Origin of the sequence: Sphingomonas sp. MM-1 (assembly GCF_000347675.2) — a bacterium.
GTDB lineage: Bacteria > Pseudomonadota > Alphaproteobacteria > Sphingomonadales > Sphingomonadaceae > Sphingomonas_E > Sphingomonas_E fennica.
The window spans coordinates 2,930,558-2,953,070 of the sequence record NC_020561.1; the positions used below are offsets into that span (position 1 = coordinate 2,930,558).

Annotated in this window: 28 protein-coding genes; 18 read left to right on the plus strand and 10 right to left on the minus strand. The window is 67.0% G+C overall.

Features of this window, described 5'->3' with window-relative positions:
- The first annotated feature begins 16 nt into the window (after window positions 1-16).
- From pgsA to G432_RS14010, 3 genes are read left to right on the plus strand one after another with little or no spacing between them, the layout of a single operon-like run.
- Entirely contained in the window at window positions 17-565 is a 549-nt protein-coding gene (gene pgsA / locus G432_RS14000; RefSeq protein WP_015459472.1) for a CDP-diacylglycerol--glycerol-3-phosphate 3-phosphatidyltransferase, read from the plus strand.
- Window positions 566-570: 5 nt separating this feature from the next.
- On the plus strand, window positions 571-831 hold the full coding sequence (moaD, locus tag G432_RS14005; RefSeq protein ID WP_015459473.1) for a molybdopterin converting factor subunit 1: 261 nt from the start codon (window positions 571-573) through the stop codon (window positions 829-831).
- Entirely contained in the window at window positions 828-1,277 is a 450-nt protein-coding gene (locus G432_RS14010; RefSeq protein WP_015459474.1) for a molybdenum cofactor biosynthesis protein MoaE, read from the plus strand. Before moaD ends, G432_RS14010 begins: the two co-directional genes overlap by 4 nt.
- Here the strand turns inward: G432_RS14010 and G432_RS14015 are convergent.
- Window positions 1,268-1,708: a GFA family protein gene (locus G432_RS14015; protein ID WP_015459475.1), complete on the minus strand. Its 441-nt coding sequence runs from the start codon at window positions 1,706-1,708 to the stop codon at window positions 1,268-1,270. The two genes, G432_RS14010 and G432_RS14015, sit on opposite strands and share 10 nt — an antisense overlap.
- Before the next feature lie 38 nt (window positions 1,709-1,746).
- On the opposite strand from G432_RS14015, the gene G432_RS14020 reads away from it, so the two are divergent.
- Entirely contained in the window at window positions 1,747-2,409 is a 663-nt protein-coding gene (locus tag G432_RS14020; RefSeq protein ID WP_015459476.1) for a hypothetical protein, read from the plus strand.
- A 2-nt stretch (window positions 2,410-2,411) separates the two neighbouring features.
- On the opposite strand, the gene aroB is transcribed toward G432_RS14020, so the two are convergent.
- Complete coding sequence (gene aroB / locus G432_RS14025) at window positions 2,412-3,512, minus strand: 3-dehydroquinate synthase (protein ID WP_015459477.1); 1,101 nt, start codon at window positions 3,510-3,512, stop codon at window positions 2,412-2,414.
- Window positions 3,509-4,048 carry a shikimate kinase gene (locus G432_RS14030; protein WP_015459478.1) on the minus strand — a complete coding sequence of 180 codons (540 nt, stop codon included), beginning with the start codon at window positions 4,046-4,048 and terminating at the stop codon, window positions 3,509-3,511. Before G432_RS14030 ends, aroB begins: the two co-directional genes overlap by 4 nt.
- Window positions 4,049-4,141: 93 nt before the next feature.
- On the opposite strand from G432_RS14030, the gene G432_RS23760 reads away from it, so the two are divergent.
- The 5 genes from G432_RS23760 (at window position 4,142) to G432_RS14050 (ending at window position 9,514) form a co-directional block, all read left to right on the plus strand.
- Complete coding sequence (locus tag G432_RS23760; protein WP_015459479.1) at window positions 4,142-4,279, plus strand: hypothetical protein; 138 nt, start codon at window positions 4,142-4,144, stop codon at window positions 4,277-4,279.
- On the plus strand, window positions 4,260-6,101 hold the full coding sequence (locus G432_RS14035) for a hypothetical protein (protein WP_015459480.1): 1,842 nt from the start codon (window positions 4,260-4,262) through the stop codon (window positions 6,099-6,101). The genes G432_RS23760 and G432_RS14035 overlap by 20 nt, the downstream gene beginning before the upstream one ends.
- Before the next feature lie 16 nt (window positions 6,102-6,117).
- Window positions 6,118-7,044, plus strand: a complete 927-nt coding sequence (locus G432_RS14040) for a tyrosine-type recombinase/integrase (protein ID WP_051128747.1) — start codon at window positions 6,118-6,120, stop codon at window positions 7,042-7,044.
- Between the two features lie 9 nt (window positions 7,045-7,053).
- A complete protein-coding gene (locus G432_RS14045; protein WP_015459482.1) occupies window positions 7,054-7,995 on the plus strand; it encodes an acetyl-CoA carboxylase carboxyltransferase subunit alpha in 942 nt (313 codons plus the stop codon).
- Window positions 7,996-8,062: 67 nt separating this feature from the next.
- Window positions 8,063-9,514, plus strand: coding sequence for a M48 family metalloprotease (locus G432_RS14050; protein WP_015459483.1), 1,452 nt, complete (start codon window positions 8,063-8,065; stop codon window positions 9,512-9,514).
- 51 nt (window positions 9,515-9,565) lie between these two features.
- Here G432_RS14050 and G432_RS14055 read toward each other — a convergent pair whose 3' ends face one another.
- Complete coding sequence (locus G432_RS14055; RefSeq protein WP_015459484.1) at window positions 9,566-9,748, minus strand: Flp family type IVb pilin; 183 nt, start codon at window positions 9,746-9,748, stop codon at window positions 9,566-9,568.
- A 141-nt stretch (window positions 9,749-9,889) separates the two neighbouring features.
- Complete coding sequence (locus G432_RS14060; protein ID WP_015459485.1) at window positions 9,890-10,063, minus strand: Flp family type IVb pilin; 174 nt, start codon at window positions 10,061-10,063, stop codon at window positions 9,890-9,892.
- Window positions 10,064-10,182: 119 nt separating this feature from the next.
- On the opposite strand from G432_RS14060, the gene G432_RS14065 reads away from it, so the two are divergent.
- The 9 genes from G432_RS14065 (at window position 10,183) to istB (ending at window position 19,038) form a co-directional block, all read left to right on the plus strand.
- Complete coding sequence (locus tag G432_RS14065; RefSeq protein WP_015459486.1) at window positions 10,183-10,605, plus strand: (deoxy)nucleoside triphosphate pyrophosphohydrolase; 423 nt, start codon at window positions 10,183-10,185, stop codon at window positions 10,603-10,605.
- 210 nt (window positions 10,606-10,815) lie between these two features.
- Window positions 10,816-12,960, plus strand: a complete 2,145-nt coding sequence (locus G432_RS14070) for a TonB-dependent receptor (RefSeq protein ID WP_084673665.1) — start codon at window positions 10,816-10,818, stop codon at window positions 12,958-12,960.
- Between the two features lie 106 nt (window positions 12,961-13,066).
- Window positions 13,067-13,591: a nuclear transport factor 2 family protein gene (locus tag G432_RS14075; protein ID WP_015459488.1), complete on the plus strand. Its 525-nt coding sequence runs from the start codon at window positions 13,067-13,069 to the stop codon at window positions 13,589-13,591.
- Window positions 13,592-13,688: 97 nt separating this feature from the next.
- Entirely contained in the window at window positions 13,689-14,576 is an 888-nt protein-coding gene (locus G432_RS14080) for a DUF481 domain-containing protein (RefSeq protein ID WP_015459489.1), read from the plus strand.
- 59 nt (window positions 14,577-14,635) lie between these two features.
- A complete protein-coding gene (locus tag G432_RS14085) occupies window positions 14,636-15,220 on the plus strand; it encodes an ester cyclase (RefSeq protein WP_015459490.1) in 585 nt (194 codons plus the stop codon).
- A 2-nt stretch (window positions 15,221-15,222) separates the two neighbouring features.
- The gene (ygiD, locus tag G432_RS14090) at window positions 15,223-16,086 is read left to right on the plus strand and encodes a 4,5-DOPA dioxygenase extradiol (protein WP_202192011.1); all 864 of its coding nucleotides are present in this window, start codon (window positions 15,223-15,225) and stop codon (window positions 16,084-16,086) included.
- A gap of 232 nt (window positions 16,087-16,318) precedes the next feature.
- Window positions 16,319-16,552: a hypothetical protein gene (locus tag G432_RS14095; RefSeq protein ID WP_236626784.1), complete on the plus strand. Its 234-nt coding sequence runs from the start codon at window positions 16,319-16,321 to the stop codon at window positions 16,550-16,552.
- Window positions 16,553-16,805: 253 nt separating this feature from the next.
- On the plus strand, window positions 16,806-18,323 hold the full coding sequence (gene istA / locus G432_RS14100; protein ID WP_015449228.1) for an IS21 family transposase: 1,518 nt from the start codon (window positions 16,806-16,808) through the stop codon (window positions 18,321-18,323).
- The gene (gene istB, locus G432_RS14105) at window positions 18,310-19,038 is read left to right on the plus strand and encodes an IS21-like element helper ATPase IstB (protein WP_015449229.1); all 729 of its coding nucleotides are present in this window, start codon (window positions 18,310-18,312) and stop codon (window positions 19,036-19,038) included. The genes istA and istB overlap by 14 nt, the downstream gene beginning before the upstream one ends.
- Window positions 19,039-19,388: 350 nt before the next feature.
- On the opposite strand, the gene G432_RS14110 is transcribed toward istB, so the two are convergent.
- The 5 genes from G432_RS14110 to G432_RS14130 form a co-directional block, all read right to left on the minus strand.
- A complete protein-coding gene (locus tag G432_RS14110) occupies window positions 19,389-19,787 on the minus strand; it encodes a putative integrase (RefSeq protein WP_015459493.1) in 399 nt (132 codons plus the stop codon).
- Between the two features lie 226 nt (window positions 19,788-20,013).
- On the minus strand, window positions 20,014-20,556 hold the full coding sequence (gene rpsI, locus G432_RS14115) for a 30S ribosomal protein S9 (RefSeq protein WP_015459494.1): 543 nt from the start codon (window positions 20,554-20,556) through the stop codon (window positions 20,014-20,016).
- Window positions 20,556-21,035: a 50S ribosomal protein L13 gene (gene rplM, locus G432_RS14120; protein WP_015459495.1), complete on the minus strand. Its 480-nt coding sequence runs from the start codon at window positions 21,033-21,035 to the stop codon at window positions 20,556-20,558. The genes rpsI and rplM overlap by 1 nt, the downstream gene beginning before the upstream one ends.
- A gap of 119 nt (window positions 21,036-21,154) precedes the next feature.
- On the minus strand, window positions 21,155-21,472 hold the full coding sequence (gene cutA, locus G432_RS14125) for a divalent-cation tolerance protein CutA (RefSeq protein WP_015459496.1): 318 nt from the start codon (window positions 21,470-21,472) through the stop codon (window positions 21,155-21,157).
- Window positions 21,469-22,509: a COX15/CtaA family protein gene (locus G432_RS14130; protein ID WP_015459497.1), complete on the minus strand. Its 1,041-nt coding sequence runs from the start codon at window positions 22,507-22,509 to the stop codon at window positions 21,469-21,471. Before G432_RS14130 ends, cutA begins: the two co-directional genes overlap by 4 nt.
- Window positions 22,510-22,513 lie beyond the last annotated feature (4 nt).

Genomic DNA, 22,513 nt, shown 5'->3' on the forward strand with positions numbered 1-22,513 from the left:
AGACGATGCCCGAAACATGCTGACCTTGCCCAATATCCTTACGCTTTCGCGCATTCTGGCGGTGCCGATCCTGGTATTCCTGCTGTGGAAGCCGGGCTGGTACGATTATGCGCTGGCCTTCGGCCTCTATGTGCTGATGGGCGTTACCGATTATTTCGACGGCTATCTCGCCCGCGCGCGGGGCACGGTTTCGAAGCTGGGCGTGTTCCTCGATCCGATCGCCGACAAGATCATGGTGGCGGCGGTGATCGTGATGCTCGTCTTCACCCGCGATATCGACGGCTATGCCGTGATCGCGGCGCTGGTGATCCTGCTGCGCGAGATCGCGGTTTCGGGCCTGCGCGAATTCCTGGCGGACCTGCGCGTATCGGTGCCGGTGAGCCAGCTTGCCAAGTGGAAGACGACTTTCCAGCTCGTCTCGCTGGGCGCGCTGATCCTGGCGGGCGCGGTGCCGCAATGGCCGTGGGTGGCCTGGGTCGGCTTCTTCAGCCTGTGGATGGCCGCCGCGCTCACCCTGCTGACCGGCTGGGATTATCTGCGCGTCGGCCTGAAGCATATGGACTAGTGCCCATGGCGGCGATCGAGATGCTCTATTTCGCCTGGGTGCGCGAGGCGATCGGCACCGGCGCCGAAACGGTGACGCCGCCCGAGGGCGTCGCGACGCTGGGCGATCTCGTCGGCTGGCTTTCCGGCCGCTCGCCCGGCCATGCCACAGCCTTTGCCGAGCCGCATCGGCTGCGCGCGGCGATCGACCAGGATTTCGTGGATTTCGCGGCGCCGATCGCCGGCGCGCGGGAAATCGCGCTCTTTCCCCCGGTCACGGGGGGATGAGGGACATCCGCGTCCAGATCGAGCGCTTCGATCCGGGCGAGGAGCTGGCCCGGCTGGAGGCGCTGGGCGGCGGCGGGGTGGCGAGCTTCACCGGCATCGTCCGGGGCGAGGGCGGCCTTGTCGAGCTGCTGCTGGAACATCATCCCGGCATGACCGCACAGGCGATGGCGCGCATCGCGGTCGAGGCCGAACGGCGCTGGCCGCTGCTGGGGCTGACGCTGATCCACCGCCATGGGCCGCTGGCGCCGGGGGAGCGGATCGTGTTCGTCGGCACGGCGGCCATGCATCGCGGCCCGGCGCTGGAGGCCTCAGCCTTCCTGATCGACTGGCTGAAGACGGCCGCCCCCTTCTGGAAGCGCGAGCGCTTCGCCGACGGGCGCGAAGCCTGGGTGGAGCCGCGCGCGGGCGACGCGGCGGCGGCCGCGCGCTGGGACGATCAGGGCTGACCGGCGGGCTCGAAACGGAGATAGCCGGCAAGGCGGGGGCCGGATGCCGCCATGTCCCTGGGATGATGCACGCCGTCCAGCACCGGCACCTCGGTGAAATCGAACGGGCTCAGCCCTTCCAGGCAGGCGACGTTGACGCCATATTGCTGCGGGTTGGAGCGGCGTTGATGATGCGTGTAGATTCCGCAATGGCGGCAGAAATGGTGCTTCGCCGTCATGGTGTTGAACTGGTAGGTCGCGATCGCATCCTCGCCCGCGAGGATGGTGATGCCGGAAAGGTCGGCCGAAACCGCCACCGCGCCCCGCATCCGGCAATAGCTGCAGGTGCAGCGGCGCGCGGTGCGCAGCCCGTCCGTCAATTTCACGCGGAAGCGGACGCGGCCGCAATGGCAGGCGCCGTCGATCTCGCCGATATCCATGTCCACGCCCATATTCCGCCTCCGTCCCTTCTTTCACCGGAACGACAAGCATGAACGAAGCCGATAGCGCCAGCGAGAAAAGGGCCGAGGAAGCCGCGGCCATCCGCCGCCGCTGGATCACGCTGGGCGAGGTGCTGGCCGTGCTGGCGGTCGCCATCTCGGCGCTCACGCTCTGGCTGAATTGGTCGCAGCGCCGGGGCGAGGCGGTCGAGAAGGCGGCGCAATCCACGCGCGAGACGGCGCGGGCGGCGACGCTCGTGCTCGGTGCCGCGCCTGAGGATCGGGGCGCCCGGCTGGCGATACGGCCGGTTTCCCCGTCCCAATCGGTGCAGAGCCAGACGATCCGCTTTCCGGCCGCGATCGGCGCCGACCCGGTCGAGACCACCGGCGAGCCGCGGATCGAGGCGCGCTGGTTCGATGCCGGGCTGAAGAAGGCGCGCAACCGCGCCGGCCTGCCGGACGACAGCCGGGGCGACGAGCGGCTGCCGGTGCTGATCGAAACCCGCTTCCTCGTCGATGGCGAGGCGCATGACGATATCGCCGTCTACGACATCGGCTACACCATACGCGGCCAGATGCTGAGCGGCCATCAGGTGACGCTGCGCGGGCTTTCGCTGGTGAAGCGGATCAAAGGCGGGGCGGGCGCCGACAAGGCCGGCCCCGCAGCGCTCGACGCCCGCTGGAACAGGCTCGTCCCCGCGAAGCGCGACTGAACTCAGCGCGCCTCGTCGAGGAAGGCGGCGACTTCGGCCAGGTCGACATCCTTCGCCAGGAAGGTCCGGCCGATCCCGCGCGCCAGCAGGAAGGGCAGGCGCCCGCCCTCCATCTTCTTGTCGTGCATCATGTGCGCGACCAGCGCCCGGCCCGAGGCCGCGACGCCCGCATCGGCCAGCGTGGCCGGCAGGCCGACGGCGGACAGGTGGGCGGCGACGCGCGCGGCGTCCTCCGCCGGGCACAGCCCCATGCGCGCGGAGAAGGCGAAGGCCAGCGCCATGCCGGCGGCAACCGCCTCGCCATGCAGCAGGCGATCGGAAAAGCCGGTCTCCGCCTCCAGCGCGTGGCCGAAGGTGTGGCCGAGGTTGAGGAGCGCACGGCGGCCGCTGGTCTCGCGTTCATCCTCGCCGACGATCGCGGCCTTGGCGGCGACGCTGCGGTGGATGGCATGTTCGCGGGCGTCGGCGTTGCCGGCGAGGAGCGCGGGCGCGTTCGCCTCGCACCAGCCGAAGAAGCCGGCATCGTCGATCAGGCCGTATTTCACGACCTCGGCATAGCCGGCGCGGACCTCGCGCGCGGGCAGCGTATCGAGCGTCGCGGGATCGATCAGCACATAGGCCGGCTGGTAGAAGCTGCCGATCAGGTTCTTGCCGGCGCGGGCGTTGATCGCCGTCTTGCCGCCGACCGAGGAATCGACCTGCGACAGAAGCGTGGTCGGCACCTGCACGAAGCCGCAGCCGCGCTTGAGGATCGAGGCGGCGAAGCCGGTGAGATCGCCGATCACGCCGCCGCCCAGCGCGATGATGTTGTCGTTGCGCTCCACCTCGCGATCGAGCAGCCAGTCGGTCACGCGCTCGAGGCTGGCCCAGCTCTTGGTCGCCTCGCCCGAAGGGAGGATGATGGCGGCGTGGGCGATGCCGGCGGCGTCCAGGCTGGCGGTGAGCCGGCCGAGCTGCGCCTGCGCCACGGCCTCGTCCGTGACGATGGCGAAGCGGCCGCGCCGCGCGAAGGGGGCGAGCAGATCGCCCGCGCGATCGAGCGCGCCGGCCATGATGTCGATCGCATAGCTGCGATCACCCAGAGCGACCTCGACACGGCTCATAGCTTCAAGGCCCTCATGATGGCATCGACGGTGGCGTCGTGCGGCAGCGGCTGGCTGCGCACGCGGATCGGCGCCAGCGCGTAGACCGGATTGCGGATGGCGGCGAGCTCGCTCAGCACCTCGCGCGGATCGCGATCCTTGAGCAGCGGGCGCCCGTCGCGCCGGCCGACCCGATCGACCAGCACCTCGATATCGGCGTCCAGCCAGATGGCGGTCGCCTTGTCGAGAATCAGCTTGCGGGTTTCATCCTGCATGAAGGCGCCGCCGCCGGTCGCCACCACCTTGGGCGATCCGTCGATCAGCCGCTGGATCACCCGGCGTTCGCCGCTGCGGAACTCCGCCTCGCCGAATCGCTCGAAGATTTCGGGGATCGAAAGCCCGGCCGCGACCTCGATCTCGTGATCGGCATCGACGAAGGGAAGATGCAGGCGGGATGCCAGCCGGCGGCCGACCGTGGATTTGCCCGATCCCATCAGCCCGACCAGCACGATCGGCCGGCGGAGCGCGGCGTGGGAGGAATGGAGGGTATGCGGCATTGCGCGGGGGCTATACACAGAGCGGCGGCATCGGGCAAAAGCCGCGTGCCGGCTGCCTGGCGGCCGTCCAGGATTGGCGATCAAGGGAAGAATATGTCGCGTTTCGGGATCATCCTCATCGTCCTGCTGATCGTGCTTGTCGGCGGCGTCATATTCCTGTCGACGGTGGACACCGAAGTGCCGCCGGTGCGCGTGGAAAAGGCGATGCTGAATGAAGCTGCCGCGAAATAAGCTGGTCCTAGCCGCGCTGCTGGGCGGCGCGGCGCTGGGACCGGCGCTCTGGCCGGCCATGGGGCAGCAGGCCCCCGAATCGCTGTTGCCGCCCGGCTTCGGCGATCCCGCGCCCGCGCCGCCGGCACAGCCCGCCCAACCCGCGCCGCCGAGCCGGCCCGCCGCGCCCGCCCCCGCGCCGGGCGCGCCGGCCGATCTGCTGCCGCCGGTCCCGCCGCCGGAAATGGCGGCGGAGGCGGCAGCACCGGAGGAGAAGAGCGCGGCCGAGCTTGCCGCCGATGCGGAGAAGGCGGCCGAGCTGGAGCTGCCCGACGCCGCCCGCCGGCCGATCGACACGGTGGGCGTGCTCGACGATCGCTGGGGCATGCGCGGCGATGCGTTCGGGGATGCCGGCGGGCGGATGCTCACCGGCCTGATGCGGCGCACCGCCGCGCCGATGCCGTCGCGCTGGGCCTCGATCGTGCTGCGCCGCGCGCTGCTGTCGCGCGTGCCGGCGCCGCGCGGCGCGCAGCCGCAGGATTGGGTGGCGGAGCGCGCCTGGCTGCTGCTGCGCATGGGCGAGGCCGATGGCGCGCGCATGCTGGTGCAGAAGGTGGATGTCGACCGTTTCAATCCCCGCCTGCTTTCGATCGCGGCGCAGACGGCGCTCGCCACCGCCGATCCGGCGGCGCTCTGCCCGCTCACCGGGGCGGCGGGCGGCAGCAGCGAGCCGATCTGGCCGATGGCGACGGCGATATGCGCGGCGCTGGCCGGCGATTCGGCGGTGTCCGGCGCGCTGATCGATCGCACGCGCGCTCGCGGCATCGCGCGCGGCATCGATACGCTGCTGGCGGAAAAGGTGATCGGCGCCGGCAGCAACGGCCGCCGCGCCGTCACCATCGAATGGACGGGCGTGAGCAAGCTCACCAGCTGGCGCTTCGGCATGGCGACGGCGACCAACGTGCCGATCCCCGATTCGCTCTACGCCACGGTCGGCCCGCAGGCACGGGCCTGGGCGGCGCGCGCGCCGCTGCTGGCCGCGCCCACCCGCATCGCGCCGGCGCGGGTGGCGGCGGCGCTGGGGGTTTTCTCCAACGCGGCGCTGGTCGACCTTTACGGCACGGTCGCCGAGCAGACCGACGAGGCGGAGATCGCCGCCAGCGATGCCGGCCGGCTGCGCGCCGCTTATGTGGGGGAGGATGCCGCCGCCCGCATGGAGGCGATCCGTGCCCTCTGGGGCGGCGCCACCGGCCCGCGCGATCGCTATGCCGCCGCGATCCTCACCGCGCGGGCGGCGGCGCGGATCGCGCCCGACAAGGAATGGGCGAACGATGCCGCCGCGCTGATCGGATCGATGCTGTCGGCGGGCCTCGACTACCAGGCCGAACGCTGGGCGCCGGTGGTGAAGGGCATGGGCGGATCGGCCGGCGACGACGCCTGGGCGCTGCTTGCCGTCGGCGCGCCGGCGCCGGTGGTGGATGCCAGCGCCGGCCGGGTGGAGGATTATGTCGGCCGCCGGGGGGACGAGGGCGCGCACCGGGCGCGGCTGCTGGTGGCGGCGCTGGCGGGGCTGGGCCGGGTCTCCGCCGCCGACGCCGCCCGGCTGGGCCAGAAGGCCGGGGTGAACCTTGCCCATCAGGATGCCTGGACGCGGGCGATCGATACTGCCGCCGCGCGCGGGCAGGCGGGCACGGTGGCGCTGCTCGTCGCCGCCGGCATGCAGACGCGCGACTGGGCGGGCGTGCCGCCGCAATATTTCAGCCATATGCTGGCCGCGCTCCGCCGGGTCGGCCTGGAAGGCGAGGCGCGGATGATGGCGGCGGAGGCGATGACGCGCGCGTGATCCGCGAGAGGCACTGATGGGGAAAGCAGGGGTGGATGGCCTGGAAGCCGGCGAGGACGGCCGCGCCATCGCCCGTTTCCTGGAGATGATGGCGGCCGAGGCGGGATCGGCGCGCAACACGCTGATCGCCTACGGCACCGACCTGAAAGGGGCTTCCGCCGTGCTGGGGGCGCGGCTGGCGGCGGCCGACGAGGGCGCGCTGGGCCGGCTGGCGGAGGCGTGGGCCGATCTTTCCCCCGCCACGGCGGCGCGCAAGGCGGCGGCGCTGCGGCGCTTCTTCGCCTTTCTGGTGGATGAGGGGATGCGCGCCGACGATCCTTCCGCCGCCCTGCCGCGCCCGCAGACGCGCCGTGCCCTGCCGCGCACGCTGGATCGCGGCGATGTCGACCGGCTGTTCGCCGAGCTGGAGCGCCGGCAGGCGGCGGACCCGTCGCCCGCCAACCTCAGGCTGACGGCGCTCATCGAGCTGCTCTACGGATCGGGGCTGCGCGCGACCGAGTTGGTTTCCCTGCCGCGCCGGGCGTTGCGGCCGGACCAGCCCTTCCTGATCCTGAAGGGCAAGGGCGGGCGCGAGCGGCTGGTGCCGATATCCGATCGCGCGCGCGCGGCCGTCGCCGCTTGGGGCGTGAAGGTGCCGGTGGACAGCCCGTGGCTGTTCCCTTCGGGCAAGAGCCATCTTTCGCGCATCCGCCTTTATCAGCTGCTGAAGATATTGGCGGCGGACGCGGGCGTGCCGCCCGACCGGATCAGCCCGCACGTGCTGCGCCACGCCTTCGCCACCCATCTGCTGGAAGGCGGGGCGGACCTGCGCGCGCTGCAGCTGATGCTGGGCCATGCCGACATCGCGACCACCCAGATCTACACCCATGTGGACAGCCGCCGGCTGGTCGAGCTGGTCAATGCGCGCCATCCGCTCGTTGACGTGTTGCCAAAGCGGGCTTAACCGCGCTGCATGGTCGCTTTCCTCGAATTCGAAAAACCGATTGCCGAACTGCAGAACCGTATCGCCGATCTGCGCGAGACGGCCGAGGCCGGCACGGTCGACATCGCCGCCGAGGTCGCGAGGCTGGAGGCGAAATCGGACAAGCTGCTGCGCGACACCTATGCGCGGCTGACGCCCTGGCAGAAGACCCAGGTGGCGCGCCACCCGGAACGGCCGCACCTGAAGGATTATCTGGCGGGCTTCGTCAGCGATTTCGTGCCGCTGGCGGGCGACCGCGCCTTTGCCGACGATCTCGCCATCATCGGCGGCCTCGGCCGGATCGGCGGGCGCCGCGTGGTGGTGATCGGCCATGAGAAGGGCGACGATACCGCCAGCCGCATCCGCCACAATTTCGGCATGGCGAAGCCCGAGGGCTATCGCAAGGCGATCCGCCTGATGAAGCTGGCCGACCGCTTCGGCCTGCCGGTGGTGAGCCTGGTCGATACGTCCGGCGCCTTCCCCGGCATCCAGGCGGAGGAGCGCGGCCAGGCGGAAGCGATCGCGCGGTCGACCGAGGCCTGCCTGGAACTGGGCGTGCCGATGGTGGCGGCCGTGGTGGGCGAAGGCGGATCGGGCGGCGCGGTGGCGCTGGCGGCCGCGAACCGCGTGCTGATGTTCGAACATGCGATCTATTCGGTGATCTCGCCCGAGGGCGCGGCCTCGATCCTGTGGCGCACGTCGGACAAGGCGCCCGACGCCGCCGATGCCATGCGCATCACCGCGCAGGATCTGGAAAAGCTGGGCGTGGCCGATCGCATCGTGCCGGAACCGGTGGGTGGCGCCCATCGCGATCCGGCGGTGGCGATCGCGGCGCTGGCGCAGGCGATCGGCGAGGAGCTGGACGCGCTGGCCGGCAAGTCCGCGGCCGAGCTGAAGGCCGAACGCCGCCGGAAATTCCTGACCATCGGTTGACAATCCGCACGGAACCCGTCCGAAATCGCCGGGTTGAACGGGCGATGACCGATCGTGGGAGAGGCGAATGAAGCGGATCGTGGCATGGGGCGTCGCGGCGTCCCTGCTGGGTTATGCCGGCTATGGCGCGGCGCAGCAGGCGCAGAGCATATCGGCCGCCGACAAGAAGGCGGGGGCGGCCGCACATCCCCAGTTGCTGCAGGAATTCGGCGGGGCCTTTCCGGGGGCGACGGCCAATTATGTGACCGGCGTGGGCCGCAAGATCGCCGTGCAATCGGGGCTGGCCAATTCGCAATCCGAATTCACGATCACGCTGCTCAATTCGCCGGTGAACAACGCCTTCGCGATACCGGGCGGCTATGTCTACACCACCCGCGCGTTGGTGGGCCTGATGAACGACGAGGCGGAGCTGGCTTCCGTGCTGGGGCATGAGGTGGGGCATGTCGCCGCGCGCCATTCGGCCAAGCGGCAGGAAGCGCAGCAGCGCAACAGCATATTGGGGGCGCTGCTCGGCCTCGGGCTGGGGGCGATCGCCGGCGATTCGGGGCTGGGGCAGCTGCTCCAGCAGGGGGCGGGGCAGGCGGCCCAGCTCATGACCCTGCGCTATTCGCGCAAGCAGGAATATGAGGCCGACGATCTCGGCATCCGCTATCTCTATTCGGCCGGCTATGACACGCTGGCGTCGTCCACCATGCTCGCCTCGCTCGCGGCGCAGACCACGCTCGACGCGCGCGATCAGGGGGGCGAGGCGCGCAACCTGCCCGAATGGGCGAGCACCCACCCCGATCCCGCCGGCCGCGTCGTCCGCGCCCGGCAGAAGGCACAGGCGATGGGCGGCACCGGACGGATACGGAACCGCGATGCTTTCCTGAACGCGGTGGACGGCCTGCTCTATGGCGACGATCCGCATCAGGGCGTGGTGGACGGGCGGACCTTCCGCCACCCCGACCTGCGCATCGCCTTCACCGTGCCGCAGGGCTTCGCCCTTTCCAACGGCAGCGACGCGGTGTCGATCAGCGGCAGCGGCGGGCAGGCGCAATTTTCCGGCGGCAAGCTCGGCGGATCATTGGCCGCCTATATCGACGGGGTCTATCGGCAGCTCGGCGGGCAGGGGAGCGTCGGCAATGTGCAGACGACGCAGATCAACGGCGTCGATACCGCTTATGCCGTTACCCGCGCGCAGACCAAGCAGGGCCAGGTGGACGTGGGCGTGATCGCTTATTCCATGGGCAATGGCAGCGCCTATCATTTCGTGACGATCGCGCCGGCAGGGCGCGGGTTAGGCCCGTTCCAGCCGATGGTGCAGAGCTTCAGCCGGCTGAGCCCGGCGCAGGCGGCCGCCATCCACCCCCGCCGGATCGACGTGGTGACGGTGAAGGCGGGCGATACGGTGCAGAGCCTGAGCCAGCGCATGGCCTATGACACGCTGAAGCAGGAACGCTTCCTGACGATCAACGGCCTGGACGCCGGCGCCCGGCTGGCACCGGGGCAGCGGGTGAAGCTGATCGTCTGGGGATAAGAAAAAGGCGGCGGATCTGATGATCCGCCGCCCATTTTTTCGTATTAATTATTAACCGCCCGGCGTAGCGCCCTTATCAAGCTCGGTCTTGACCGTAGTGAAGGTCTCGTTGAGCGAGGTGCCCAGCTGGCTCATGATGCCCACGCAGGCAACGGCGATCAGGGCAGCGATCAGGCCATATTCGATGGCGGTGGCGCCGACCTTGTTCTTCAGAAGTTTGCGAAAAAACTGCATATCCGGTCTCCGTCGTTCCATTGTCCGGGAAGTGTTCCGTCTTCCCCCGCCGAAGCCTTCCGGGGCCCGACGCCCACGATCCTGGCCCTGCGCTGGTTGAGAAATATTTAATGCGAATCCAGAAATAACCTGAAAGTTCGCTTAACTATTATCCGTTACTTTGTCCGCTACGTGCTGCCACATATCGATGGTCGTTCCGGCGACCTGGCTGAGCACGCCGACCATCGCCATCGCTATGAAAGCGAGGATCAGGCCATATTCTATGGCGGTGGCGCCTCGATCGTTTCCGGCCAGCCTGTGCAGCAAATATCCCATCCGAACCGTTCCCCGTCAGATCCGACCTCTCCGGTTCCCGCGCGGAGGATCAGGCTCTAGCCGCCGGACTCGTTTCCCGGCATGGGCAGCTTAGCCATGTCAGCCTTAAGAAAGCCCTTATGACGAAGCCCGATCTTGCGATTTCCCGGATCATGACCGTCGTCGCCGTGGCCCTTGTCGATGGCGATGGGCGGGTGCTGCTGCAGCGGCGGCCGGAGGGCAAGGCGATGGCGGGGCTCTGGGAGTTTCCGGGCGGCAAGCTGGAAGCGGGGGAAAGCCCGGAGGCGGCTTTGGTGCGGGAATTGCGCGAGGAACTGGGGATCGATGTGGAGGCGGCCTGCCTCGCGCCCGCCACCTTCGCCAGCGAGCCGCTGGGCGACCGGCATCTGCTGCTCCTCCTCTATGCCTGCCGCAAATGGCGGGGCGTGCCGCAGGCGCTGGAGGCGAGCGCGCTGAAATGGGCGCGGCCGCTGGAGATGCACGGGCTGGACATGCCGCCGGCCGACCGCCCGCTGATCGGGCTGATCGAGGCCCTGCTCTAGAAAGCGGGCGGAATTTCCGGCCGCATCGGCATTCCTTACGCCGTCATCCCGTCCGGATGGCGGGTTTCCGGGGCACGCGCCGCGCCGATCCCGAATATCGATCGCCCGCGGACGTTAAAGCGGTGCCGCAATGCGACAAATGCCTGTTGATATGATGTATCATCTGCTCTATCGCCGACCCTGATATAACGTAACAAAAGGGTGGCGCGAATGCTCCGGGCGGGTCTGTTATGTGGTGTGGCGTTTCTCTGGGCCGGGGTGGCCCATGCGGGGGAGGCGGCGGGCGAGGCGCCCGCGACGAACGATGCGGCGCCGGCTGGCGATGCCGACGCGGCCGGGGAACGGCATGACCGCAACGCGCCGGGCGACTATCACGCGCAGGCCGCGAGCGACATCGTCGTCACCGCGCCGTTCAAGCGCGATGTCGGCACGCTGCTGAGCGGCGCTTCGGTGGTTTCCGGCGAGACGCTGACGCGCGAGCTGCGCCCCACCATCGGTGAGACGCTGGCCCGCCAGCCGGGCGTGTCCTCCACCTCCTTCGGCCCCAACGCCTCGCGCCCGATCCTGCGCGGCTTCCAGGGCGATCGCGTGCGCGTGCTGACCGACGGCATCGGCACCTTCGACGTATCGAGCACCTCGGCCGACCATGCCGTCGTCATCAATCCGCTGACGGCGGACCGGATCGAGGTGCTGCGCGGGCCTTCCGCCCTGCTGTTCGGATCATCGGCGGTGGGCGGCGTGGTGAACGTGATCGACAGCCGCATTCCCCGCCGGGTGCCGGACGAGCCGATCCACGTCGATGCGATCGGCACCTATGGCACGGCGGCCAACGAGCGTTCGGTGGGCGGCGCGGTGGAAAGCCCGATCGGCGACAAGTTCGTCGTCCATTTCGACGGCAGCTACAGCAAGACCGGCGATCTCGACACCGGCGGCCATATCCTGACGCCGGCGCTGCGCGCGCAGGCGGCGGCGAACCCCGATCCCGAGATCGCGGAGCTGGCCGACCTCAAGGGCAAGCTGCCCAACAGCGCGGCGCGCACCTGGGAAGTGGCGGGCGGCGCGGCCGTCATCACCGATACCGGCAATTTCGGCGTGTCGGTGAGCCGTTATGACAGCCTCTACGGCGTGCCGATCCGCTATTCGCTGGATCCCGATATCGAGGCGGAGGCGGTGCGGCTGGACGTGAAGCAGACCCGCGTCGATTTCCGCGGCGAGGTGGAGACGGGCGGCGGCTTCCTGCAATCGATCAAGCTGCGCGGCGGCTATGCCGATTATCAGCATAGCGAGATCGAGGATACCGGCGAGGTCGGCACCACCTTCTACAGCCAGGGCTGGGAAGGGCGGCTGGAGCTGGTGCAGCAGGAACGCGGCGGCTGGCGCGGCGCGATCGGCGGCCAGATGATGATCCGCGACTTCAACGTGATCGGCGAGGAGAAATTCCTGCCGAAGAACGAAACCCAGCAATATGGCCTCTTCACCCTCCAGGAATTCGATCTGGGCGCGGTGAAGGTGGAGGCCGGCGGCCGCTTCGAGCATTCGGTGATCAGCGCCGATGCCGATGCGGACCTAGGCAATCCCGCCTACCACCGCACCTTCGACGCGCTTTCCGCCTCGCTGGGCGCGGGCGTGGACATCGTGCAGGGCTGGCGCGTCGGCCTGAACCTGTCGCGCACGGAACGCGCGCCTTCGGCCGACGAGCTGTTCGCCAACGGCCCGCATGCCGGAACCCAGGCGTTCGAGATCGGCGATCCCACCTTCGGCAAGGAGAAGAGCTGGGGGCTGGAGGCGACGCTGCGCGGCAAGGGCGAAGGCTACAGCATCAACGCCTCCGTCTTCCACAGCTGGTTCGACAATTACATCTACGAAACCGCGACCGGCGAGATCGAGGACGATCTGCCCGTCTACCGGTTCGCGCAGGGCGACGCCCGCTATTACGGCTTCGAGGTCGAAGGATCGGCGACGCTGGCGCATATCGGCCAGACGACGATCGTGGCCGACGCGCTGGCCGATTATGTCCGCGCGAAGATCAAGCATGACGGCCCCGTGCCCCGCATCCCGCCGCTCCGCGTGCTGGGCGGCATCGAGGCGCAGGCCGAACGCATCACCGGCCGCGTCGAGGTGGAGTGGACCGACGACCAGAAGCGCGTGACCGAGTTCGAAACGCCGACGGAAGGCTATACGATGGTCAACGCCTCGCTGGCGTTCAAGCCGTTCGGCAGCGCCAATTCCACCAGCATCGTGCTTTCCGCCAACAACATCTTCGATGTGGTCGCCCGGCGGCACGCCAGCTTCCTGAAGGATTATGCGCCGCTGGCGGGCCGGGATTTCCGCATCACCACCCGGATCAACTTCTAATTACGGATATGGCCGCGATGCGGATCGCGGCCATCAACCTTCCCCGGGGAGGCGGCATCCCCGGACGACCGCGCTAGGCTCGCCGCCAAAATGGCAGGAGAGCGACATGGCCCACCCCCATCAGGAAGTGGTCGACACGATCGAGCGGCTGATCGAGGCCTTCAAGGAATGCGAGCGGCGCAACAGCTGGAGCTGGCTGGCCGACGAATTCTATCATCAGGATTGCGTCTACACCTGCGAATATGGCGGGGTGATGCCGGTCGTCGCCAACGGGCGGGAGGAGATCCGCCGCACCCATTATGGCCGCGACATGGAAGTGGGCTCCGGCTGGGCGGGCTGGAGCTTCCCGATCGTCGATTATGCGGTGAACGGCGACAGCATCATCACCCACTGGAAGAATCGCGGCCCCGGCCTCCGGCCCGACGGCAGCCATTATGAGACGCCGGGCGTGTCCTTCATCACCTATGGCGGCGACGGCAAGTTCATCCGCCAGTTCGACATGTTCGACATCGGCCACCAGATGGTGCTGTGCGATGAGCTGGACGCCGCCGGCCTGCTTTCCCCCCGGCTGAAGGCGGAATGGGTGGCGCCGATGAAGCAGCGGATCATCGCCAGGCTATCGGCTGCCTGAACAGCCCCCGAGCCTATTTCGAATCGCATGCGGAACATCTGGGCGCGTCGCGCCGTTTCGGCCCTGATGCTGGGTTCGAACAGGGGAGCGCGGCGACGTGAAGGGATATCTTGCGATCCTGCCGCTGGTGCTGGCGACGCCGGCGCTGGCGGAACCGATGACGCCTTCGGTGAAGGCGATGGTCGAAAAAGCGGTGCGCAGCGGCGACAAGGCCAAGGCCGATGCCGTGGTGGGCGTGGCCAAGGAAACCTATCCCGACAGCGCGGGCGAGATCGACGCGCTGGTCGCCTCCATCCAGGCGGAGCAGGAAGCGGCCCGGAAGGAGCAGATGGCCCATGCCGGCTTCTTCGATAACTGGAAGGGATCGGGCGAGCTTGGCGGATCGAAGGCGACGGGCAATTCCGATACCGTCACCGTCGCGGCGGGCCTCACGCTCAACAAGGAAGGCCGCGTCTGGCGCCACGCGATCACCGCGCTGGCCGATCTGCAGCGCAGCGACGGCGACAATACGCAGGAACGCTATGCCGCTGGCTACAAGATCGATCGCAAGTTCGGCGAGCGCTTCTACCTGTTCGGCACCTTCGGCTGGGAACGCAACCGCGTCGCCGGGCTGAAATCGCGATTCACCGAGGCGCTGGGCCTGGGCTATACCGTCATCAACCAGCCCAACCTCACCTGGAACCTGGAAGGCGGCCCGGCGCTGCGCCAGGCCAAGTTCGTCGACCGCGACGAGAATGGCGTCGCCTTCCGCGCGGCATCGGATTTCGCCTGGAGCATCACGCCCACCACCAAGCTGACCCAGCTGACCACCGGCTTCATCGAAGGCGGCAGCAGCAGCATCCTTTCGACGACGGCGGTCACCGCCCAGCTGATCGGCGCGCTATCGGCCCGGCTCTCCTTCAACGTGCAATATGAAAGCGATCCCCCGGCCGGCGACAAGCATACCGACACGATCACGCGCGCCACGCTGGTCTATGATTTCTGATGCCGGCCGGCGGGCCGGCGGGTGAGGCGACGAGCCTTGGAACAGGGCGGAGGAACGGCATGATGCGCGCGGCCATGATCCTGACGGCGGCGCTGGGCCTCGCCGCCCAGCCCGTGTCCGCGGCGCCCCCGGATGGAGCCGGGCCTGGCCGCTGGCCGGGCACGAAAGCCGGCCAGGCCGCCCCGGAAATGGCGGAGATGCCGGAAATCCTGGCGAAGAATCTGCGCAACTTCGACGATCTGGATTTCCGGGTCTATACCGGCCGGCAATGGGCGGACCTCCACAAGAGCCATGCGCGGAACATCGTCGTCCATTATCCGGACGGCCACACCAGCAGCGGCATTCCCGACCACATCAAGGAACTGGCCTTCATGTGGACGTTCGCGCCCGATAACCGCATCACTCAGCATCCGGTGCGGTTCGGCACGGCGGAAGGCGAATGGACCGCCGTCATCGGCTATATCGACGGCACCTTCACCAAGCCGATGGTGCTGGCGGACGGCAAGGTCATCCAGCCCACCGGCAAGAGCTATCATCTTCCGATGGCCACGCTCGGGCGCTGGAACAAGGAAGGCACGATGGACGAGGAATATCTCTTCTGGGACAATGCCGCCCTGATGCGGCAGATCGGCGTGGCGCCATAAGCATGGCGAACGGCTCCGCACCGATGCCGGCGATCTTCATCGGCCATGGCAGCCCGATGAACACGCTGGAAAAGAACGACTATACCGATGCCTGGCGCCGGATCGGCCGGGCGCTGCCGCGTCCGCGCGCGATCCTGTGCGTTTCGGCCCACTGGTTCGTGGGGGTGACGGCCGTGACGGCGATGGCGCGCCCGCGCACCATCCACGATTTCTACGGCTTCCCCGACGAACTGTTCGCCTTCCAATATCCCGCGCCGGGCCTGCCCGAGCTGGCGGAGGAGGTGGCGGCGGTCGCCCGGCCCCATTGGGTGGGCGCGGACGTGGACCAGTGGGGGCTGGACCATGGCACATGGAGCGTGCTGGCCCATCTGTTCCCGGATGCGGACGTGCCGGTCGTCCAGCTTTCGATCAACGCCTTGAAGCCGATGGACTATCATCTCGATCTCGGCGCGCGGCTGGCGCCGTTGCGCGATGCCGGCGTGCTGATCCTTGCCAGCGGCAACGTGGTGCACAACCTCCGCCGCATCCAGTGGAACATGCCCGATGCGGGCGAGGCATGGGCGCAGCGCTTCGACGAGGCGGTGGCGGCCCTCATGGGCGAATCGCCGGGCGAGGTGCTGAAGGCGGCCGATCACCCGGATTATGCCATGGCGGTGCCGACGCCGGATCATTTCATCCCGCTGCTCTATACGGCGGGGCTGGCCGTCGCCGCGAACGAAGGGGCGAAGCCGATCGTGCGCGGCTACTCGCTGGGGTCGCTGTCGATGACCTGTTACGGCGTGGGGATGGATATGGTGGCGTGCGAGGAATGCCACGGGGCGGCATCGCTGCCCGGCGACATTCCGCCGATCGACATGAACGTCTGAGGCCGCGCGCCCGCCGCGGGCATCGTTGCGGCCACAAAAAATGGGGGCCGTTTCCGACCCCCATCTTCTGTAGTCCAAGCGGTGAACCCGATTTCCGAATCAGCGCTTCGCTAGTCCGAGTCTGAAAAATTATATTTTAATATCATCTACTTAGATAGTTAACATAGCTTCACGTGTAAGAAACGTGTAAATTAATTGGTAATTTATCTAATATTTTCAATCGATTAGAGAGATGCAGCATAAATACGGCATGAGATTCGACGAGTTCGCCACGACCAAACCCAAGAAAGCCAAGAAGCCGCACAAACCCCTGACGCCTGAGCAATCGCTTGAGACAGCCAAAAAGCGTGAGGTCGATGTGGCCAAGAAGGCGCTGCAATCCGTGAAGGACCAGCACAAGCGCCGCAAGGAAATGGAGCGCGCCCGCCGCGACAGCTATATTGGGCAGCTACAGCGGTCGAACTGACCGTCAATCAGCCTTCGATCACGAAGGCAGACCCCCATTCTACCCACATATATCCGTCAGGCACGATGTCGATGCCGATCAAATGCGGGAATTTACTATGTAGATAATTCCCGACCACGGGACGGCCCACTAATAGTGTGGAGCGGCGTGCAAAATTGACCCCCTTAGCGGGGTGATCGGCGTCTAAAATTGACCCCCATCATTCCAGAGTGTGAGGCGTCGCGGCTTGGGCTTCCAGGCGGCGAGGACGGGGATGTTGATTGTGGAGACTATTGCCAAGATACGCAGGGAGCACAGGGACGGTAAGCCGATCAAAGAGATTGCGCGTGATTTACGGTTGTCGCGCAACACGGTGCGCAAGGCGATCCGTGCTCCGGAGGCGGATTTCAGCTACGAGAGGAAGGAGCAGCATCGTCCGCAGACCGGTCCATTTCGCGAACGGTTAGATGAGTTGCTGGCGGAGAACGAAGAGCGCCCCCGGCGCGAGCGACTGCGGCTGACGCGGATTCATGATCTGCTGGAACGTGAGGGGTTCACCGGCTCCTACGATGCGGTGCGGCGCTATGCGGCCCGCTGGAAGCAGGAGCGCCACGCCGGTGGCAGCGGGGATATGAGCAAGGTGTTCATCCCGCTCATGTTCCGGCCTGGCGAGGCCTACCAGTTTGATTGGAGCCACGAGGACGTGGAGATCGCCGGCAAGCCGATGCGGGTTAAGGTGGCGCATATGCGGCTATGCTGGTCGCGGGCGCCCTTTGTGCGGGCTTATCCGCGTGAGACCCAGGAGATGGTGTTTGACGCCCATGCCAGGGGCTTTGCTTTTCTCGGCGGGGTGCCGACGCGCGGCATCTACGACAACATGAAGACCGCGGTGACGACGGTGTTCACTGGCAAGGAGCGGGTGTTCAACCGGCGCTTCCTGATCATGACGGATCATTATGGCGTTGAGCCGGTGGCCTGTAGCCCGGCGGCAGGCTGGGAGAAGGGACAGGTCGAGAACCAGGTCCAGACCGGCAGGGAACGGCTGTTCAAGCCACGTCTGCGGTTTGCCAGCATGGAAGAGTTGAACGCATGGCTGGAGGCCGAGTGTCGCCGATGGGCCGAGCGCTATGCCCATCCGGATATGGAAGATATGACCATCGCCCAGGCACTGGAGATGGAACGACCCTCCCTACAGCCGCTCACCACGCCTTTTGACGGCTTCTTCGAGAGCGAACATGTGGCGAGCTCGACCTGCCTCGTCAGCTTCGATCGCAACCGTTACTCGGTCATGGCCGTTGCTGCCCGGCATGCGGTGCAACTGCGCGCCTATGCCGACCGGGTCGTCATCCGTTGTGCCGGCAAGGTGGTCGCCGAGCATGCCCGCCTGTTCGGCCGCAATCAGACGAAGTTCGATCCCTGGCACTATCTGCCGGTCCTGATCCGCAAGCCAGGCGCATTGCGCAACGGCGCTCCCTTCCAGGACTGGGATCTTCCGCCGGCCCTGGCCCAGCTGCGCCGCAAGCTGGGCAAAAGCGATGACGCAGACCGACGCTTTGTACGGGTACTGGCAGCGGTGCCCGAGGATGGCCTGGAGGCAGTCGAAGCTGCCGTGCGCGAAGCCATGGCGGCGGGCACGGCCAATGACGAGGTCATTCTCAACATCCTGTCGCGCCGACGCGAACCACAGCCTGTGCAGGCGATCAATGTTGTCGTCGATCTCAGGCTCAAGCATCCGCCCATTGCCGATTGCGCGCGCTACGATACGGTGCGAGGCCTCAATGCAGCGGCATGAGATGTTGGCAGCCCTCAAGGGGCTGGGCCTGAAGGGCATGATCGCCGCGTTCGACGATGCCGTCACCAATGGCATCCGCCGTGACCGGACCGCCATGGAGATGCTTGGCGATCTGCTACGCGCCGAAACGGCCCACCGTGAAGCCGCCTCGATCCGGTATCGCATGACTGCGGCCAGGCTGCCGGCCATCAAGGATCTCGACGGCTTTGTCTTCGCCGACACACCGATCAACGAGAGCCTGGTGCGTTCGCTCCATGCCGGCTCGTTCCTGCCGGAACGGCGCAATATCGTGCTGGTTGGTGGCACCGGCACCGGCAAGACGCATCTCGCGCTCGCCATCACCGCTGCGGTGGTCCGCGCCGGGGCCAGGGGCCGGTTCTTCAATACCGTCGATCTGGTCAATCGTCTGGAGGAAGAAACCCGGCAGGCCAAGGCCGGCAGCCTGGCCGCCCAGATGGCCCGCCTGGACGTCGTGGTTCTGGACGAGCTCGGGTATCTGCCGTTCGCCCGGTCAGGAGGCCAGATGCTGTTCCATCTGATCAGCAAACTCTACGAAAAGACCTCGGTGATCATCACCACCAATCTCGCCTTCGGCGAATGGCCTAGCGTCTTCCAGGATGCCAAAATGACGACGGCGCTGCTGGACCGTGTCACGCATCATTGCGACATCATCGAAACCGGCAACGACAGCTGGCGGTTCAAAAACCGAAGCTAAGAGACGGGAAAAACCCCTTCCCCCGGACCCCCATCCCCGGCGGTTACCCCGGTGGGTCCACAGGTACCTCCCGCGGACGCCGCCGCCAGCGCTCCTGACGGCGCGCGTCGGCGTCCGCGGGTCCCTCCTATGGACTACCGGGATAACCGCCGGAACTCACGAAAAAGGGGGTCAATGTTGGGCGCCGATAGGGGGTCAACTTTGCGCGCCGGTTGACACAACGGCACCTTAATACGCGGCATCACGGGGCAGAGCGACCACCGCACTGCCTGATCCAGCGCCTGACGGATCAAACCTGTTTCCATAAGAAGCGTTTTTTAGGCGGGGCGCTTCGTTCCGCGTTCACGGCGTCACCCTGCGTAATTTTCGACCTTCTGCACGGTTATTTTGTCCACGGCGCAGTTTTCGAAATACGGCTTGATGTAGCGCGTGCCCGTCCCGTTATGCAGCCTTTGACGATGAATACTAAGGTTCTTTTCAACCCATGGGATCCAGCGCTTGTCCCAGAATTCGTCAAATTTCATGGAGTTAAGCGGCATGTCCGCGTCTGCGCGGGGCTTGAGCTTGCTGTACAACTCCAAGGCGGCACGTTCCGCCCCTGCCTGATCTGCTGTTTTCAGGCTTCGTCGTGTCCGTTTCCCGCCGCCAAGCTCTAAGCGAGCCTGCCACGTCCCATCACTATTGTCGCCGCGCTTGTAGAGGACAATTACGCCGCCCATCAATTTTACGGTGTCTTGCTGATGCCCCATGCTTGCCACCCTATGCGTGTAAAGGTGACTAAGTCGTAAGCTCGCCATGCCTTTTATGCGATCAAAACATGAACAAACGTGTAATCGCGCGTGTTAAACGCGTGCTTCAGGCTAACTCGTGGCAACGCATTTCTGGGGCAAACGTGTAAGTCGCGTGTAACGAAAAAAGGGGCCACTTCTGACCCCTTTTTCCTTAATTTCCAACTGGTTAAGCCAAGCTTCCAGCTTAGCGCTTCGAGAACTGGAAGCTGCGGCGGGCCTTGGCCTTGCCGTACTTCTTACGCTCGACCGCGCGGCTGTCGCGGGTCAGGAAGCCGGCGGCCTTCACCGGGCTGCGCAGGATCGGCTCGTAGCGGGTCAGCGCCTGGGCGATGCCGTGCTTGACCGCGCCGGCCTGGCCCGAAAGGCCGCCGCCCTTGACGGTGCAGATCACGTCATACTGGCCTTCGCGGCCGGCGACGCCGAACGGCTGGTTGATGACGAGACGCAGCGTCGGACGCGCGAAATAGACTTCCTGATCGCGGCCGTTGATCGTGATCTTGCCCGAACCCGGCTTCAGCCACACGCGGGCGACGGCATCCTTGCGGCGGCCGGTGGCGTAGGCGCGGCCCTGCGCGTCGATCTGCTGCTCGCGCAGCGGGGTCGTCGGCTGGACGGGGGCGATCGGCGCTTCCACGCCGGCTTCGACCGGGGCGGTGGCAGCGGCGGGGGCCGGGGCGGCGTTCGTCAGCGCCGCGAGATCGGCGAGAGACTGGCGATTGTCGGACATTATGCGCCCACCTTGTTCTTGCGGTTCATCGAAGCGACATCGAGCACTTCGGGGTTCTGCGCGGCATGGTCATGCTCGGCACCGTTGAAGATGCGCAGGTTGCGCATCTGCTGGCGGCCCAGCGGACCACGCGGGATCATGCGCTCGACGGCCTTTTCCAGAACGCGCTCCGGGAAGCGGCCTTCCAGCACCTTGGCGGCGGTCACGCCCTTGATGCCGCCGGCATAGCCGGTGTGCTTGTAATAGACCTTCTGGCCCAGCTTCTTGCCGGTGAAGCGCACCTTGTCCGCATTGATGACGATGACATTGTCACCGCAATCGATGTGCGGGGTGAAGCTCGGCTTGTGCTTGCCGCGCAGGATGTTGGCGATGATGCTGGCGACGCGGCCGACGACGAGCCCTTCGGCGTCGATCAGCAGCCACTTCTTTTCCACCGTCGCCGGCGTGGCCGACTTGGTGGTCTTCATGAGCGCTTTCATTGGCTCGGACCTTCTCGAAAAACGAAGCACGCCGCCCGGCAAGGGGCGGCGCAGACGGAAGCGCTAATGGCGACGGAGGGGGCCAGAGTCAAGAAAATTGGCCGGTTTCGTGAGTGGTATCAAGATACCTCTTGTGAAACCCAGCTTTCATAAGGGCCGTGGGCCGCCGCGATCGGCCAGGCGATCGCGGCCGGCACGTCATAGGAATGGGCGACCGCGATGGCGGCGATCAGCGCCTCCGCGCGGTCGGCGCGGGTCTTGAACAGGGCGGGGATTTCGATCGCTTCCTCGATCGCCCCCTGCCAGCGATAGATGGAGCGGCAGGGCGCGAGGATGTTGACGCAGGCGGCGAGGCCGGCCTCCACCATCGCCCGGCCGATGCGCGCCGCCTCCGCCTCGTCCGCGAACACGGCATAGACGGTGGCGATGCCGGTCATGCGCGGCGGGCCTTGCCCAGCCGCTGCGCCGTCCAGGCGGTGCTGGCGACCAGCAGCGCGCCGACGGCCTGGTGGGCGACGGCGACATGGATGTCCACGCCGGTCAGCAGGGTGGCGATGCCGAGGCCGATCTGGAGGATGAGGAAGGTGGCGATGGCGTGGACCGGCCCCTTCACCCCCGCCTTGTGCGCGGCCCAGGCCAGCGACAGCAGGATCGCGGCGGCGACCCAGGCGAACCAGCGATGGACGAACTGCACCACGATCGGATTATCGACCAGGTTGGCCCAGAGCGGCTTGAGGAAGGCCACGCCCTCGGGAAACAGGCGGCCGCCCATGGTGGGCCATTCGGCGAAGGCATAGCCCGCGTCGAGGCCGGCGGTGAAGGCGCCGAGCATGAGCTGGACGAAGAGGACCAGGAAGGCGAGCGCGGCGATGCCCGTCAGCCGCGCCGGGCGGGCATCGGGATTGCGCTGGAGATCGAACAGGTCGAGCGCGGTCCACACCAGCGCCGCAAGGATCAGGAGCGCGGTCAGCAGGTGGACGGCGAGGCGGATATGGCTCACGTCCGGCCGGTCGATCAGGCCGGAAGCGACCATCCACCAGCCGATCGCGCCCTGCAGGCCGCCCAGCGCCAGCAGCAGGATGAGGCGCGGGCCATAGCCCCTGGGAATCATCCGCTTCCACGCGAACCAGGCGAGCGGCAAGGCGAAGGCGATGCCGATCAGCCGGCCGATCACCCGATGCAGATATTCCCAGAAGAAGATGCCCTTGAACTCGTCGAGGGACATGCCGCGATTGATCTTCAGATATTCGGGCGTCGCCTTGTAGGCATCGAATTCGGCATGCCACTGCGCCGCGTTCAGCGGCGGCACGATGCCCGATATCGGTTCCCACCGCACCATCGACAGGCCCGATTCGGTGAGCCGGGTGATCCCGCCCACCACCACCATCGCAAAGACCATGAAGGCAACCAGAAGGAGCCAGCGGGCGATACGGGCGGGTTGCGGGCGGGCCGCGATGGGGCGGGATAGCGACATGGGG

What these genes read in the sequence shown, in the direction of transcription:
- pgsA (WP_015459472.1), top strand. Translation starts at nt 17, where the DNA reads ATGCTGACCTTGCCCAATATCCTTACGCTTTCGCGCATTCTGGCGGTG.
- moaD (WP_015459473.1), top strand. Translation starts at nt 571, where the DNA reads ATGGCGGCGATCGAGATGCTCTATTTCGCCTGGGTGCGCGAGGCGATC.
- G432_RS14010 (WP_015459474.1), top strand. Translation starts at nt 828, where the DNA reads ATGAGGGACATCCGCGTCCAGATCGAGCGCTTCGATCCGGGCGAGGAG.
- G432_RS14015 (WP_015459475.1), bottom strand. Translation starts at nt 1,708, where the DNA reads ATGGGCGTGGACATGGATATCGGCGAGATCGACGGCGCCTGCCATTGC.
- G432_RS14020 (WP_015459476.1), top strand. Translation starts at nt 1,747, where the DNA reads ATGAACGAAGCCGATAGCGCCAGCGAGAAAAGGGCCGAGGAAGCCGCG.
- aroB (WP_015459477.1), bottom strand. Translation starts at nt 3,512, where the DNA reads ATGAGCCGTGTCGAGGTCGCTCTGGGTGATCGCAGCTATGCGATCGAC.
- G432_RS14030 (WP_015459478.1), bottom strand. Translation starts at nt 4,048, where the DNA reads ATGCCGCATACCCTCCATTCCTCCCACGCCGCGCTCCGCCGGCCGATC.
- G432_RS23760 (WP_015459479.1), top strand. Translation starts at nt 4,142, where the DNA reads ATGTCGCGTTTCGGGATCATCCTCATCGTCCTGCTGATCGTGCTTGTC.
- G432_RS14035 (WP_015459480.1), top strand. Translation starts at nt 4,260, where the DNA reads ATGAAGCTGCCGCGAAATAAGCTGGTCCTAGCCGCGCTGCTGGGCGGC.
- G432_RS14040 (WP_051128747.1), top strand. Translation starts at nt 6,118, where the DNA reads ATGGGGAAAGCAGGGGTGGATGGCCTGGAAGCCGGCGAGGACGGCCGC.
- G432_RS14045 (WP_015459482.1), top strand. Translation starts at nt 7,054, where the DNA reads ATGGTCGCTTTCCTCGAATTCGAAAAACCGATTGCCGAACTGCAGAAC.
- G432_RS14050 (WP_015459483.1), top strand. Translation starts at nt 8,063, where the DNA reads ATGAAGCGGATCGTGGCATGGGGCGTCGCGGCGTCCCTGCTGGGTTAT.
- G432_RS14055 (WP_015459484.1), bottom strand. Translation starts at nt 9,748, where the DNA reads ATGCAGTTTTTTCGCAAACTTCTGAAGAACAAGGTCGGCGCCACCGCC.
- G432_RS14060 (WP_015459485.1), bottom strand. Translation starts at nt 10,063, where the DNA reads ATGGGATATTTGCTGCACAGGCTGGCCGGAAACGATCGAGGCGCCACC.
- G432_RS14065 (WP_015459486.1), top strand. Translation starts at nt 10,183, where the DNA reads ATGACGAAGCCCGATCTTGCGATTTCCCGGATCATGACCGTCGTCGCC.
- G432_RS14070 (WP_084673665.1), top strand. Translation starts at nt 10,816, where the DNA reads ATGCTCCGGGCGGGTCTGTTATGTGGTGTGGCGTTTCTCTGGGCCGGG.
- G432_RS14075 (WP_015459488.1), top strand. Translation starts at nt 13,067, where the DNA reads ATGGCCCACCCCCATCAGGAAGTGGTCGACACGATCGAGCGGCTGATC.
- G432_RS14085 (WP_015459490.1), top strand. Translation starts at nt 14,636, where the DNA reads ATGATGCGCGCGGCCATGATCCTGACGGCGGCGCTGGGCCTCGCCGCC.
- ygiD (WP_202192011.1), top strand. Translation starts at nt 15,223, where the DNA reads ATGGCGAACGGCTCCGCACCGATGCCGGCGATCTTCATCGGCCATGGC.
- G432_RS14095 (WP_236626784.1), top strand. Translation starts at nt 16,319, where the DNA reads ATGCAGCATAAATACGGCATGAGATTCGACGAGTTCGCCACGACCAAA.
- istA (WP_015449228.1), top strand. Translation starts at nt 16,806, where the DNA reads ATGTTGATTGTGGAGACTATTGCCAAGATACGCAGGGAGCACAGGGAC.
- istB (WP_015449229.1), top strand. Translation starts at nt 18,310, where the DNA reads ATGCAGCGGCATGAGATGTTGGCAGCCCTCAAGGGGCTGGGCCTGAAG.
- G432_RS14110 (WP_015459493.1), bottom strand. Translation starts at nt 19,787, where the DNA reads ATGGGGCATCAGCAAGACACCGTAAAATTGATGGGCGGCGTAATTGTC.
- rpsI (WP_015459494.1), bottom strand. Translation starts at nt 20,556, where the DNA reads ATGTCCGACAATCGCCAGTCTCTCGCCGATCTCGCGGCGCTGACGAAC.
- rplM (WP_015459495.1), bottom strand. Translation starts at nt 21,035, where the DNA reads ATGAAAGCGCTCATGAAGACCACCAAGTCGGCCACGCCGGCGACGGTG.
- cutA (WP_015459496.1), bottom strand. Translation starts at nt 21,472, where the DNA reads ATGACCGGCATCGCCACCGTCTATGCCGTGTTCGCGGACGAGGCGGAG.
- G432_RS14130 (WP_015459497.1), bottom strand. Translation starts at nt 22,509, where the DNA reads ATGTCGCTATCCCGCCCCATCGCGGCCCGCCCGCAACCCGCCCGTATC.